Source organism: Pseudomonas sp. AU11447 (assembly GCF_001672555.2).
Lineage (GTDB): Bacteria > Pseudomonadota > Gammaproteobacteria > Pseudomonadales > Pseudomonadaceae > Pseudomonas > Pseudomonas nitroreducens.
In genome coordinates this window covers 233,189-247,185 of record NZ_LZDG02000048.1, presented here as the reverse complement: position 1 = coordinate 247,185, position 13,997 = coordinate 233,189, and the positions used below count along the sequence as shown (strand labels likewise).

Genomic DNA, 13,997 nt, shown 5'->3' with positions numbered 1-13,997 from the left:
CTCCAAGCGTACCGGCCCGGACCTGGCCCGCGTCGGCGGCCGCTACTCCGACGACTGGCACCGCGCGCACCTGTACAACCCGCGCAACGTCGTCCCGGAGTCGAAGATGCCGGCCTACCCCTGGCTGGTCGAGAACAAGCTCGACGGCAAGGACACGGCGAAGAAACTGGAAGTGATGCGTGTCATGGGCGTGCCCTACACGGACGACGACATCGCTGGCGCCAGCGACGCCGTCAAAGGGAAGACCGAAATGGACGCGGTAGTCGCGTACCTGCAGGTCCTCGGCACCTCCATCAAGAACAAGCGGTGACAACCTTGGATATCGGGACCATTCGCGGCCTCGGCACCGTCATCGTGATGGTTGCCTTCGTCGGCGTACTGCTCTGGGCTTACGGCGGCAAACGCAAGGAGCGCTTCGACGAGGACGCGCTGCTGCCTTTCGCGGATGACCCGGTAGCCAAGCAGCACGCTGAGAAAGAGCAAGCTTCTAGGAGCAACAACGCATGACTACCTTCTGGAGTCTGTACATCACCGTTTTAACAGTCGGCTCGCTGATCGCCCTGCTGTGGCTGGTATTCGCCACCCGTAGCGGGCAGTCCTCGAACACCACCGACCAGACCATGGGCCACGCCTTCGACGGCATCGAGGAGTACGACAACCCGCTGCCCAAGTGGTGGTTCCTGCTGTTCGTCGGCACCATCGTCTTCGCCGCCGGCTACCTGGTGCTCTACCCGGGCCTGGGCAACTGGAAAGGCGTTCTGCCGGGCTACGACGGCGGCTGGACGCAAGACAAGCAATGGGAGCGTGAAGAAGCCCTGGCCAAGGAAAAATACGGCCCGATCTTCGCCAAATACGCGGCCATGTCGGTGGAAGAAGTCGCCAAGGACCCGCAAGCCATGAAAATGGGCGAGCGCCTCTTCGCCACCTACTGCTCCATCTGCCACGGCTCCGATGCGAAGGGCGCAGCAGGCTTCCCGAACCTGACCGACAGCGACTGGCGCTGGGGCGGCACCGCCCAGGACATCCAGACCACCATCCTCGGTGGCCGCCATGCCGCCATGCCGGCCTGGGGTGAAGTACTGGGCGACAAGGGTGTGCAGGACGTGGCGGCCTTCGTCACCGCCAACCTGGACGGCCGCAAGCTGCCCGAAGGCGTGACCGCGGACAACGTCGACAACGGCGGCAAGCTGTTCGCCACCACCTGCGTTGCCTGCCACGGTCCGGAAGGCAAGGGCAATCCGCTGATGGGCGCGCCTGACCTGACTCACCCGGGCGCCTTCATCTACGGTTCCAGCTACGCGCAACTGCAGCAGACCATCCGTCACGGCCGCCAGGGCCAGATGCCGGCGCAGGAGCAGTACCTGGGCAAAGACAAAGTGCACATTCTTGCCGGTTACATCTACAACATTTCCGGCCAGGCGAAGTAAACTCCCCGCCCCCAACTCGCGCCTGCTAAAACGGGCGCGAGTTTCTTACCTCCGCAATATCGCGACGAAGTGTCGCACCCTCTCTATCTCCTTTCTTCACACCCTTCCGGTTCACGTCTAAGCTCAATTCCATTCGCAAACCTGCTATACGACTAACCTGACCCACTTCCCAGGTTGGTACGAGCGAGCCGAAACGAGCGGCAAACAGCGGCGCAAAGCGCTCCGGAGCAGGCGTCAAACCGGCTTCGCGCCAAGGCCCGGCGCGTTGCAATGGCCACCTGCTTTCTCCATACTTGCCGCCGTTTTTTTGTCCATAAAATCCAAAAACCGTGGAACCTTAGAATGAGCACAGCAATCAGTCCGACTGCTTATAACTATAAGGTCGTCCGCCAGTTCGCCATCATGACGGTGGTCTGGGGGATACTTGGAATGGGGGTTGGTGTTTACATCGCCTCACAGTTGGTTTGGCCCCAGTTGAACCTGGACCTGCCCTGGACCAGCTTCGGCCGACTGCGTCCGCTGCACACCAACCTGGTGATCTTCGCCTTCGGCGGCTGTGCTCTCTTCGCAACTTCCTACTACGTCGTACAGCGCACCTGTCAGACCCGCCTGGTCTCCGACAGCCTCGCAGCCTTCACCTTCTGGGGTTGGCAAGCGGTGATCGTGCTGGCCGGCATCACCCTGCCGCTGGGCTACACCTCCTCCAAGGAGTACGCCGAGCTGGAATGGCCGATCGACATCCTGCTGGCCATCGTCTGGGTAACCTACGCACTGGTGTTCTTCGGCACCGTGATGAAGCGCAAGACCAAGCACATCTACGTGGGCAACTGGTTCTACGGCGCATTCATCCTCGTCACCGCCATGCTGCACATCGTCAACAGCGCGGAACTGCCGGTCACCTGGTTCAAGTCCTACTCGGTCTACGCCGGTGCCACCGACGCCATGATCCAGTGGTGGTACGGCCACAACGCCGTGGGCTTCTTCCTGACCRCCGGCTTCCTSGGSATGATGTACTACTTCGTTCCGAAGCAGGCCGAGCGYCCGRTCTAYTCCTATCGCCTGTCCATCGTSCACTTCTGGGCGCTGATCRCCSTSTACATCTGGGCCGGCCCGCACCACCTGCACTACACCGCKCTGCCKGACTGGGCSCAGTCKCTGGGCATGGTGATGTCCCTGATCCTGCTGGCTCCGAGCTGGGGCGGCATGATCAACGGCATGATGACCCTCTCCGGCGCCTGGCATAAGCTGCGCACCGACCCGATCCTGCGCTTCCTGGTGGTTTCCCTGGCCTTCTACGGCATGTCCACCTTCGAAGGCCCGATGATGGCCATCAAGACCGTCAACKCCCTSTCSCACTACACCGACTGGACCATCGGCCACGTACACGCCGGCGCTCTGGGCTGGGTAGCGATGATCTCCATCGGCTCCCTGTACCACCTGATTCCGAAGGTCTTCGGCCGCGAGCAGATGCACAGCGTRGGCCTGATCAACRCCCACTTCTGGCTGGCYACCATCGGYACCGTKCTGTACATCGCCTCCATGTGGGTCAACGGCATCACCCAGGGCCTGATGTGGCGCGCGATCAACGCCGACGGCACCCTCACCTACTCCTTCGTGGAAGCCCTGCAGGCCAGCCACCCGGGCTTCATCGTCCGTGCGCTGGGCGGTGCATTCTTCGCTTCCGGCATGCTGCTGATGGCCTACAACACCTTCCGTACTGTGCGTGGCTTCAAACAGGCTGACGCCGATGCCGCTGCCCAGATCCCCGCTGTAGGAGCTCACTGATGAAGCACGAAGTAGTCGAGAAGAACATCGGCCTTCTGGCCTTCTTCATGGTCATTGCGGTGAGCATCGGCGGTCTGACCCAGATCGTTCCGCTGTTCTTCCAGGACGTCACCAACAAGCCGGTCGAAGGCATGAAGCCGCGCACCGCGCTGGAGCTCGAAGGCCGTGACATCTACATCCGCGAAGGCTGCGTAGGCTGCCACTCGCAGATGRTCCGYCCGTTCCGCGCCGAGACCGAGCGCTACGGCCACTAYTCCGTCGCCGGYGAAAGCGTCTGGGACCACCCGTTCCTGTGGGGCTCCAAGCGTACCGGCCCGGACCTGGCCCGCGTCGGCGGCCGCTACTCCGACGATTGGCACCGCGCGCATCTCTACAACCCGCGCAACGTGGTGCCGGAATCGAAGATGCCCTCCTACCCCTGGCTGGTGGAGAACAAGCTCGACGGCAAGGACACCGCGAAGAAAATGGAAGCCCTGCGTACGCTGGGCGTGCCCTACACCGACGAAGACATCGCCGGTGCTCGTGATGCCGTCAAAGGCAAGACCGAGATGGACGCTGTGGTCGCCTACCTGCAAGGCCTCGGCACCATCATCAAGAGCAAACGGTGACAGTGATGGATATCGGGACCATTCGCGGTATCGGCACTGTAGTAGTGATGGTCGCCTTCGTCGGCGTCCTGCTCTGGGCCTACGGTGGCAAACGCAAGGAGCGCTTCGACGAAGACGCCCTGCTGCCCTTCGCGGATGACCCGGTCGCCAAAAAGCACGTCGAGCAAGAGCAAGCTTCTAGGAGCAACAAAGAATGACAACCTTCTGGAGTCTGTACGTCACCGTACTTACCCTGGGCACCATCTTCGCCCTGGCGTGGCTGCTGTTCGCCACCCGTCGCGGTCAGCGCAACGAAGCCACCGACGAGACCGTCGGCCATGCCTTCGACGGCATCGAGGAGTACGACAACCCGCTGCCGAAGTGGTGGTTCATGCTGTTCGTGGCCACCTTCATCTTCGCCCTCGCCTACCTGGCCCTGTATCCGGGCCTGGGTAACTGGAAAGGCCTGCTGCCGGGCTATCAGGATAAGGCCGAATTCGCCAACGGCGAAAAAGGCTGGACCGGTGTGCACCAGTGGGAAAAGGAAATGGCCAAGGCCGATGAGAAGTACGGCCCGCTGTACGCCAAGTTCGGCGCCATGCCGATCGAGGATGTGGCCAAGGACGAGCAGGCCCTGAAAATGGGTAACCGCCTGTTCGCTTCCAACTGCTCCGTCTGCCACGGTTCCGACGCCAAGGGCGCCCACGGCTTCCCGAACCTGACCGACGCCGACTGGCGCTGGGGCGGCGAGCCGAAGGACATCATCGCCACCATCGAAGGCGGTCGCCACGCGGCCATGCCGGCCTGGGGCGAAGTCATCGGCGATGCCGGCGTTCATGATGTAGCAGCCTTCGTCACCACCAAGCTGGACGGCCGCAAGCTGCCCGAAGGCGTGACTGACGAGCAGGTCGCCAACGGCCAGAAGATCTTCGCCACCAACTGCGTGGCTTGCCACGGCGCTGAAGGCAAAGGCACTGCGGCCATGGGCGCACCGAACCTGACCCACCCGGCCGCGTTCATCTACGGCTCGAGCTTCGCCCAACTGCAGCAGACCATCCGCTACGGCCGCCAAGGCCAGATGCCGGCTCAGCTGGAGCGTCTGGGCAAAGACCAGGTCCACCTGCTCGCTGCCTACGTGTACAGCCTGTCGCACGGCGAAGGTGAGAAGAGCGCCGAATAAGCCTCCCTTTCCTACACCCCATAGCGACACCCAGCGGCGCCGGTTTCCATACCGGCGCCGCTCTATTTCTGGGTCCATAATTCCTTGCGCGACCAACTGTCGCACCGTTGCAACACCCACCACGCCGTATCATTGTTAGGCGTGCAAGCATATTTCTGACCCTCTCGGCATGTATCGACAGGGCGCCCTCCCGCTGCCGTGGAATGCACTGATGAGCAAACAGATTCCGGTCCAGGACGTCACTCCGCCTACCAAGGGCAAGGGTGAAAGCGTCGACCTTTATGCCTCCCGGGAAAAGATCTACACCCGAGCCTTTACCGGGTTCTTCCGCAACCTCCGCATGGCCGGAGGCGCCCTCCTCTTCCTTCTCTATTTCGGCACCGTGTGGCTGACCTGGAACGGTCGCCAAGCGGTTCTCTGGGACCTGCCCGAGCGCAAGTTCTACATCTTCGGCGCGACCTTCTGGCCGCAGGACTTCATCCTTCTCTCCGGGCTGCTGATCATCAGTGCGTTCGGCCTGTTCTTCATCACCGTGTTCGCCGGTCGCGTCTGGTGCGGCTACACCTGCCCGCAGAGCGTGTGGACCTGGATCTTCATGTGGTGCGAGAAAGTCACCGAGGGTGACCGCAACCAGCGCATGAAGCTCGACAAGGCCAGCTTCAGCGGCAACAAGCTGCTGCGCAAGATCGCCAAGCACAGCCTCTGGCTGCTGATCGGCCTGGTCACCGGCCTGACTTTCGTCGGCTACTTCGCCCCCATCCGCGAACTGCTGATGGAACTGGTGACCGGCGAGGCAGATGGCTGGGCCTACTTCTGGGTCGGCTTCTTCACCCTCGCCACCTACGGCAACGCCGGCTGGCTGCGCGAGCAGGTGTGCATCTACATGTGCCCGTACGCGCGCTTCCAGAGCGTGATGTTCGACAAGGACACTCTGATCGTTTCCTACGATCCGCGTCGCGGCGAGAGCCGCGGCCCGCGCAAGAAAGGCGCCGACTACAAGGCCCAGGGTCTGGGCGACTGCATCGACTGCACCATGTGCGTGCAGGTCTGCCCGACCGGCATCGACATCCGTGACGGCCTGCAGATCGAGTGCATCGGCTGCGCCGCCTGCATCGACGCCTGCGACAGCATCATGGACAAGATGAACTACCCGCGTGGCCTGATCAGCTACACCACCGAGCACAACCTGTCCGGGCAGAAAACCCATCTGGTGCGCCCGCGCCTGATCGGCTACGCCATCGCCCTGTGCATCATGATCGGCCTGCTGATCACCGCCATCTTCCTGCGCCCGCTGGTGGGCTTCGACGTCAGCAAGGACCGCGTGCTCTACCGCGAGAACGCCGAAGGCCGCATCGAGAACGTGTACAGCCTCAAGGTCATGAACAAGGACCAGAAGGACCACACCTACGTACTCAGCGCCAAAGGCATGGATGGCCTGATCCTGGAAGGCAAGAAGGAAATCTCGGTCGCGGCCGGGGACATCTTCAGCATGCCGGTGGAACTCTCCATCGACCCGGAGAAGCTGCCCTCCACCACCAACGAGATCAGCTTCACCATCCAGTCGGTGGACGACCCGTCCATCAGCAAGGAATCCACCAGTCGCTTCATCGGTCCGCGCGTTCGTTGAACCAATGCTGAACGAATTGGCACCCCATGTTGCGCATGGGGTGCCAGTAGCGATCCAAGGACGTAGAATTCGCCCGCCCCTTCACCGGGCGGCGCCCCGCAAGGCGCTGCCAGCGAGAGATCAAAGAGCATGCAATCGGCCATGAAGACACCCGTGGAACCCTGGTACAAGCACCTCTGGCCGTGGATCATCATCGCCATGCTGGGCACCTCGATCTTCCTCAGCCTGACGATGGTCAACATCGCCGTGAATAACCAGGACTCCCTGGTCAGCGACAACTATTACGAAGCCGGCAAGGGCATCAACCGCTCCCTTGACCGCGAGCACCTCGCCCAGCAGCTCAAGCTGCAGGCCAAGATCAGCTTCGACGAGCTGACCGGCGAAGTGGACCTGCGCCTCACGGGCGACAGCCGTCCGGCCACGCTCACCCTGAACCTGCTCTCCCCCACCCTGGAATCCCAGGACAAGCACCTGGAACTGCGCGCCAGCCCCGCCGAGCCCGGCCGCTACACCGCCAGCCTGGATGCCGCCGTGAAGGGTCGCCGCTTCGTCGAGCTGCTCGGCGAGGAGAACGGCAAGACCTGGCGTCTGTTCGAGGAAGAAAAGGTCGCTCCCGGCGCTACCTTCGACCTCGGCGACGAGCCCCTCAGCGGAGATGAAGCCGAGCGCCCATGAGCGCCGCGCTGCTCTGTTACCACTGCGCGCTGCCGGTCCCGCCCGGCAGCCGCTTCACTGCGCCAGTACTCGGCGAAACCCGCGAATTCTGCTGCCCGGGTTGCCAGGCCGTGGCCGAGGCTATCGTTGCCGGCGGCCTGGAAGGCTATTACCGCCACCGCACCGAAGCCGCCCCCAACCCTGACGCCCTGCCCGAACAGCTCGTCGACGAGCTGAAGCTGTTCGACCGCCCCGACGTTCAGCAGCCCTTCGTCCAGCATCAGGGCGATCTCGCCGAGACCACCCTGATCATGGAGGGCATCAGCTGCGCCGCCTGCGGCTGGTTGATCGAGAAACACCTCAAGGGCCTGCCCGCCGTTGCCGAGGCTGGTCTCAACCTGTCCAACCACCGTCTGCATGTGCGCTGGTCCGACAGCGAGCTGCCGCTGAGCGAGCTGCTTGCCGAACTGCGCCGTATTGGTTACGCCGCGCACCCCTTCCAGCCGGACCGCGCCGCCGAACAGTTGCACCAGGAGAACCGCAAGTCCCTGCGCCAGCTGGGCGTCGCCGGCCTGCTGTGGTTCCAGGCAATGATGGCGACCATGGCCACCTGGCCGGAATTCAACATCGACCTGAGTCCCGAACTGCACGAAATCCTGCGCTGGGTGGCGATGTTCCTCACCACGCCCATCGTCTTCTACTCCTGCCAGCCATTCTTCCGTGGCGCCGTGCGCGACCTGCGCACCCGCCACCTGACCATGGATGTCTCGGTATCCCTGGCCATCGGCGGCGCCTACCTGGCCGGCATCTGGACCGCCGTCACCGGCCACGGCGACCTGTACTTCGACGCCGTCGGCATGTTCGCCCTGTTCCTGCTCGCCGGCCGCTACCTCGAACGCCGCGCCCGCGAACGGACCGCCGCGGCCACCGCGCAACTGGTCAACCTGTTGCCCGCCTCCTGCCTGCGCCTGGACGACAGCGGCCAGAGCAGCCGCGTACTGCTCAGCGAATTGAACGTGGGCGACCGCGTACTGGTGCAGCCCGGCGCAGTAATCCCGGCCGACGGCCTGATCCTCGACGGCCAGTCCAGCGTCGACGAATCCCTGCTCACCGGCGAATACTTGCCGCAGCCGCGCCAGAGCGGCGACAGCGTCACCGGCGGCACCCTCAACGTCGAAGGCCCGCTGACCGTACAGGTCAAGGCACTGGGCGGCGACAGCCGCCTCTCGGCCATCGTCCGTCTGCTCGAACGCGCCCAGTCGGACAAACCGCGCCTCGCGGAACTCGCCGACAAGGCCGCGCAATGGTTCCTCATCGCCCTGCTGGTGCTGGCCGCCGTGGTCGGCCTGTTCTGGTGGCAACACGATGCCTCCCGCGCCTTCTGGGTCGTCCTGGCGATGCTGGTGGCGACCTGCCCCTGCGCCTTGTCGCTGGCCACGCCCACTGCGCTCACCGCCGCCACCGGGAGCCTGCACAAGCTCGGCCTGCTGGTAACTCGCGGCCATGTGCTCGAAGGCCTGAACCACATTGATACGGTGATCTTCGACAAGACCGGCACGCTTACCGAGGGCCGCCTGACACTGCGCGCAGTCCGGCCGCTGGGTGCGCTGGACAGCGACACCTGCCTGGCACTGGCTGCCGCGCTGGAGAACCGTTCCGAACACCCTATCGCCCGAGCTTTCGGCCGCGCACCGCAGCCCGCCGAGAATGTCGAGAGCCACCCCGGCCTGGGCCTGGAAGGCCTGGTCGGCGAACGCCGCCTGCGCATCGGCGAGCCGTCCTTCGTCTGCGCCCTGAGCGGCAGCGACGCGCCCCAGCATCCGCAGGAACCCGGCCAGTGGCTGCTGCTGGGCGATGACAGCGGCGCCCTCGCCTGGCTGGTGCTGGACGATCGCATCCGCGAAGACGCCGCCGACCTGCTGGACGCCTGCCGCGCCCGCGGCTGGCGAACCCTGCTGCTCTCCGGCGACAGCTCACCGATGGTCGGCCGGGTCGCCGCCGAACTGGGCATCGACGATTGCCGTGGCGGCTTGCGCCCGGATGACAAGCTCGAAGTCCTGCGTCAGCTGCACCAGCAAGGCCACCGCGTGCTGATGCTGGGCGACGGCGTGAACGACGTGCCGGTGCTGGCCGCTGCCGACATCAGTGTCGCCATGGGCTCGGCCACCGACCTGGCCAAGACCAGCGCCGACGCCGTGCTGTTGTCCAACCGTCTGGACAGCGTGGTACAGGCTTTCAGCCTCGCCCGCCGCACCCGTCGGGTCATCATCGAGAACCTGGTCTGGGCGGGGCTGTACAATGGACTGATGTTGCCCTTTGCTGCCCTCGGCTGGATCACGCCGGTGTGGGCTGCGGTGGGCATGTCGATCAGCTCGCTGACCGTGGTACTTAACGCCCTGCGCCTGACCCGGCTGCCCAAGGGCGCCGGCGCCCCGATAGCGACAACCGCCCTGCCAGCCGCCCCACAAGCGGCGCAGGCGCTGCCACGGAGTTGAAATGCCCGCTCTCTACATAATGATTCCGGTTGCCGTGGTGATCGTCGGCATCTGCATCGCGATCTTCTTCTGGGCAGTGAACAGCGGCCAGTACGACGACATGGACGGGCCGGCCCACAGCATCCTGTTCGACGACGAAGACCCCAAGCACCAGGCCGGCATCGACGAAGCCGAGGGCGACGCCTCGCACAGCAGCCAGAAGCAGGACAAGCGCGATGCCTGAACTGGCGCCGCTACTGGCGTCCGCGCTGATTCTTGGCCTGCTCGGCGGCGGTCACTGCCTGGGCATGTGTGGCGGCCTGATGGGCGCGCTGACCATGGCCATCCCGCCGGAGCAACGCGGACGTCGCCTGCGTCTGCTGCTGGCCTACAACCTCGGACGCATCCTCAGCTACGCCTGCGCCGGCCTGTTGCTCGGCCTGGCCGGCTGGGCCGTGGCGCGCACGCCATTCGCCGCAGCGTTGCGGGTGATCGCCGGCCTGCTGCTAATCGCCATGGGCCTCTACCTGGCCGGCTGGTGGAGTGGCCTGACTCGTATCGAAGCCCTGGGCCGCGGCCTGTGGAAGCACATCCAGCCCTTCGCCAGCCGCCTGCTGCCAGTTGCCACGGTGCCACGCGCACTGCTGCTCGGCGCGCTGTGGGGCTGGCTGCCCTGCGGGCTGGTCTACAGCACCCTGCTCTGGGCCACCAGCCAGGGCTCGGCCATCGACAGTGCGCTGCTGATGCTCGCCTTCGGCCTCGGCACCTGGCCGGTGCTGCTGGCGACAGGGCTCGCCGCCGAGCGCATCACCACCCTGCTGCGCAAGCGCAGCGTGCGCATGGCCGGCGGCATCCTGGTAATTCTCTTCGGCCTGTGGACCCTGCCCGGCCCGCACCAGGCCTGGATCATGGGCCACGAGATGCACGCCAGCACCGCTATTCCCCACCACAAAGCCGCTTGATACAGGTCAACAGGCCTCTACCCGACTCTCCCTAGACTGCGCAGGAAAAGCTCGCCACCGGGGAACATCGGCATGCTCGACAATATTCGCTGGGACGCAGATCTGATACGCCGATACGATCTGTCCGGCCCGCGCTACACCTCCTATCCCACAGCCGTGCAGTTCCACGAAGGAGTCGGACCCTTCGACCTGCTGCACGCGCTGCGCGATAGCCAGAAAGCGCAACGGCCGCTCTCGCTCTACGTGCACGTCCCGTTCTGCGCGAACATCTGCTACTACTGCGCCTGCAACAAGGTCATCACCAAGGATCGTGGCCGCAGCGCCCCCTACCTCGCCCGTCTCATCCATGAAATCGAGATCGTCAGCCGTCACCTGGGTCGCCAGCAGCAAGTCGAGCAGCTGCATTTCGGCGGAGGTACCCCGACCTTCCTGAGCCCCGGCCAGCTGCGTGAACTGATGGCGCAACTGCGCACCCACTTCCACTTCGTCGAGGGTGATTTCGGCGACTACGGCATCGAGATCGACCCCCGCGAGGCCGACTGGTCGACCATGGGCCTGCTCCGCGAGCTGGGCTTCAACCGCGCCAGCATTGGCGTGCAGGACTTCAACCTGGAGGTGCAACAGGCCATCAACCGCCTGCAGAGCCTCGACGAGACCCGCGCCATCATCGATGCGGCGCGCACACTGCAATTCCGCTCGATCAACATCGACCTGATCTACGGCCTGCCCAGACAGACCCCGGACACCTTCGCCCGCACCGTCGAGCAGGTCATTGCCCTGCAACCCAACCGGCTGTCCGTGTTCAACTACGCGCACCTTCCCGAACGTTTCCCGCCACAACGCCGGATCCTGGCCGAAGACCTGCCCTCCCCCGGGCAGAAGCTGGAAATGCTGCAGCGCACCACCGAGCAGCTCGAAGCGGCCGGCTACCGCTATATCGGCATGGACCACTTCGCCCTGCCGGACGACGAACTGGCGATGGCCCAGGAAGATGGCACCCTGCAGCGCAACTTCCAGGGCTACACCACCCACGGTCACTGTGACCTCGTTGGTCTGGGAGTTTCCTCGATCAGCCAGATCGGCGATCTCTACTGCCAGAACAGCAATGACATCGCCGACTACCAGAACACCCTCGACCAGGGCCAACTCGCCACTCGCCGCGGATTGCACTGCAACAAGGACGACCTCATCCGCCGCGCCGTGATCCAGCAACTGATCTGCCATTTCCAGTTGGACTTCGAGGGCATCGAGGACCTCTACAACATCGACTTCCGCGGCTACTTCGCGGAAATCTGGGACGATCTCGAACGTTTCGCCCGCGACGGCCTGATCACCCTCGGCCCGCGCGGCATCGACGTCAGCGCTTCCGGTCGGCTGTTGGTCCGCTCGCTGTGCATGCTGTTCGACCGCTACCTGCCGATGCAGAACCTGCAACGCTTCTCGCGGGTCATCTGACTCGTGAGTTCCGCGCGGACGACCGACGGTGCGGGACCAACTGTCGCACCCATTGATACAGGATATGTCCGCCATCCCAGGGTGTAGGAACAGCCCTGCCCCAGCACTTTTCGAAAGGATTCGAGCCCCGACACACACCCCGAAAACCCTCATCCCCGTCGCTGGAACCAGCGATTCAGACAGGTCGCCAACTGGCGCGCGACTTGCCGTCTGCGGTACCCTTGGTTTTTGTGTGCCATCCCACTGAAGGAACACTCATGGCCGAAACCATCAAAGTGCGCGCATTGCCACAAGCGCACTGCAAGGATTGCAGCCTGGCTCCCCTCTGCCTGCCCCTGTCGCTGAACCACAGCGACATGGACGCCCTCGATGAGATCGTCAAACGCGGCCGCCCCCTGAAGAAAGGCGAGTTCCTGTTCCGCCAGGGCGATGCCTTCGGCTCCGTCTTCGCCGTGCGTTCCGGCGCGCTGAAGACCTTCAGCATCACCGACGGCGGCGAAGAGCAGATCACCGGCTTCCACCTGCCCAGCGAGCTGGTCGGCCTGTCCGGCATGGACACCGAGAGCTACCCGGTATCGGCCCAGGCGCTGGAAACCACCTCGGTGTGCGAAATCCCCTTCGAACGCCTGGACGAACTCTCCGAGCAGCTGCCGCAACTGCGCCGCCAGCTGCTGCGGGTGATGAGCCGGGAAATCCGCGATGACCAGCAGATGATGATGCTGCTGTCGAAGAAGACCGCCGACGAGCGCATCGCCACCTTCCTGGTGAACCTCTCCGCGCGCTTCCGCGCCCGTGGCTTCTCGGCCCAGCAGTTCCGCCTCGCCATGTCGCGCAATGAGATCGGCAACTACCTGGGCCTGGCGGTGGAAACCGTCTCCCGCGTGTTCACCCGCTTCCAGCAGAACGGCCTGATCGCCGCCGAAGGCAAGGAAGTGCACATCCTCGACTCCATCGAGCTGTGCGCACTGGCAGGTGGCCAACTGGAAAGCTGATCTACCTGGAAGCTGACCGTCCGGTTGACTTTCCGGTCATCGAAAACGGGCTCGCCAATCGGCGGGCCCGTTATACTTTGGCCTCTGCAAAAACCGCATCAGGTGCACATCCAGCATGATCCTCAACCAACTCGACCTGAAGTCCGTGATCCGTGCCGTTCCCGACTTTCCCAAGCCCGGCGTCATGTTCCGCGACATCACCCCGCTGTTCCAGTCGCCGCGAGCCCTGCGCTTCGTCGCCGACAGCTTCATCCAGCGCTACGTCGAGGCAGACTTCACCCACATCGGCGCCATGGATGCGCGCGGCTTCCTGATCGGTTCGATCATCGCCTATGAACTGAACAAGCCCCTGGTGCTGTTCCGCAAGCGCGGCAAGCTGCCGGCGGACGTACTGGCCCAGGCCTACGAGACCGAGTACGGCGAAGCCCTGCTGGAAGTCCACGCCGACAGCCTGTGCGAAGGCGACAGCGTGCTGATCTTCGATGACCTGATCGCCACCGGCGGCACCCTGCTGGCCGCGGCCCAACTGGTACGCCGCATGGGCGCCAGCGTGTTCGAAGCCGCTGCGATCATTGACCTGCCGGAATTGGGCGGTTCGACCAAGCTCAACGACGCACAGATTCCTACCTACAGCCTGAGCGCCTTCGCCCTCGACGAAGCCTGATCGGCGCTGTTTCCGACAACGGGCGCTACGGCGCCCGTTTTCGTTTCCGGCGTTCGCACGGGCGCCCCATCCAATGGCTGGTGATGGCCGCTTTGGCCTGATACGACCCCGCCGCGGCCAGATATGACCTGGCGATTGTCCGACAAGACTCCGAACATGACATCAACCGATGACACATTCGAAAGTGGCA

General features: G+C 64.1%; 15 protein-coding genes. All 15 read left to right on the top strand.

All coding sequences use genetic code 11. The annotated features are described in order from the left end of the window. Nucleotides 1–310 (top strand): cbb3-type cytochrome c oxidase subunit II (locus tag A6723_RS18850; RefSeq protein WP_175405563.1); only part of this gene is annotated, 310 nt, incomplete at its 5' end. Between the two features lie 5 nt (nt 311–315). Then, nucleotides 316–507 carry a CcoQ/FixQ family Cbb3-type cytochrome c oxidase assembly chaperone gene (locus A6723_RS18845; RefSeq protein WP_054910537.1) on the top strand — a complete coding sequence of 64 codons (192 nt, stop codon included), beginning with the start codon at nt 316–318 and terminating at the stop codon, nt 505–507. Then, a complete protein-coding gene (gene ccoP / locus A6723_RS18840; protein WP_054910514.1) occupies nt 504–1,427 on the top strand; it encodes a cytochrome-c oxidase, cbb3-type subunit III in 924 nt (307 codons plus the stop codon). Before A6723_RS18845 ends, ccoP (A6723_RS18840) begins: the two co-directional genes overlap by 4 nt. A gap of 342 nt (nt 1,428–1,769) precedes the next feature. Beyond that, nucleotides 1,770–3,212, top strand: a complete 1,443-nt coding sequence (ccoN, locus tag A6723_RS18835; RefSeq protein WP_064979842.1) for a cytochrome-c oxidase, cbb3-type subunit I — start codon at nt 1,770–1,772, stop codon at nt 3,210–3,212. Further along, a complete protein-coding gene (ccoO, locus tag A6723_RS18830) occupies nt 3,212–3,820 on the top strand; it encodes a cytochrome-c oxidase, cbb3-type subunit II (protein WP_064979841.1) in 609 nt (202 codons plus the stop codon). The genes ccoN and ccoO overlap by 1 nt, the downstream gene beginning before the upstream one ends. Nucleotides 3,821–3,825: 5 nt before the next feature. Then, nucleotides 3,826–4,017, top strand: a complete 192-nt coding sequence (locus A6723_RS18825) for a CcoQ/FixQ family Cbb3-type cytochrome c oxidase assembly chaperone (protein ID WP_024763940.1) — start codon at nt 3,826–3,828, stop codon at nt 4,015–4,017. Then, entirely contained in the window at nt 4,014–4,979 is a 966-nt protein-coding gene (gene ccoP, locus A6723_RS18820) for a cytochrome-c oxidase, cbb3-type subunit III (RefSeq protein ID WP_054910515.1), read from the top strand. Before A6723_RS18825 ends, ccoP (A6723_RS18820) begins: the two co-directional genes overlap by 4 nt. A 211-nt stretch (nt 4,980–5,190) precedes the next feature. Next, nucleotides 5,191–6,606 (top strand): cytochrome c oxidase accessory protein CcoG, encoded by a 1,416-nt coding sequence (gene ccoG / locus A6723_RS18815; protein WP_054910516.1) that lies wholly within the window; start codon nt 5,191–5,193, stop codon nt 6,604–6,606. A 129-nt stretch (nt 6,607–6,735) separates the two neighbouring features. Further along, a complete protein-coding gene (locus A6723_RS18810) occupies nt 6,736–7,281 on the top strand; it encodes a FixH family protein (protein WP_054910517.1) in 546 nt (181 codons plus the stop codon). After that, nucleotides 7,278–9,755: a heavy metal translocating P-type ATPase gene (locus tag A6723_RS18805; protein WP_054910518.1), complete on the top strand. Its 2,478-nt coding sequence runs from the start codon at nt 7,278–7,280 to the stop codon at nt 9,753–9,755. The genes A6723_RS18810 and A6723_RS18805 overlap by 4 nt, the downstream gene beginning before the upstream one ends. A 1-nt stretch (nt 9,756) precedes the next feature. Further along, nucleotides 9,757–9,978 (top strand): cbb3-type cytochrome oxidase assembly protein CcoS, encoded by a 222-nt coding sequence (gene ccoS, locus A6723_RS18800; RefSeq protein WP_024763937.1) that lies wholly within the window; start codon nt 9,757–9,759, stop codon nt 9,976–9,978. Further along, nucleotides 9,971–10,696 (top strand): sulfite exporter TauE/SafE family protein, encoded by a 726-nt coding sequence (locus A6723_RS18795; RefSeq protein ID WP_054910519.1) that lies wholly within the window; start codon nt 9,971–9,973, stop codon nt 10,694–10,696. Before ccoS ends, A6723_RS18795 begins: the two co-directional genes overlap by 8 nt. Nucleotides 10,697–10,768: 72 nt before the next feature. Further along, entirely contained in the window at nt 10,769–12,151 is a 1,383-nt protein-coding gene (gene hemN / locus A6723_RS18790) for an oxygen-independent coproporphyrinogen III oxidase (protein WP_054910520.1), read from the top strand. Between the two features lie 257 nt (nt 12,152–12,408). Next, the gene (anr, locus tag A6723_RS18785) at nt 12,409–13,143 is read left to right on the top strand and encodes a transcriptional regulator Anr (protein WP_024763934.1); all 735 of its coding nucleotides are present in this window, start codon (nt 12,409–12,411) and stop codon (nt 13,141–13,143) included. Between the two features lie 115 nt (nt 13,144–13,258). Further along, nucleotides 13,259–13,807, top strand: a complete 549-nt coding sequence (locus tag A6723_RS18780) for an adenine phosphoribosyltransferase (protein WP_054910521.1) — start codon at nt 13,259–13,261, stop codon at nt 13,805–13,807. The last annotated feature ends 190 nt before the right edge of the window (nt 13,808–13,997 follow it).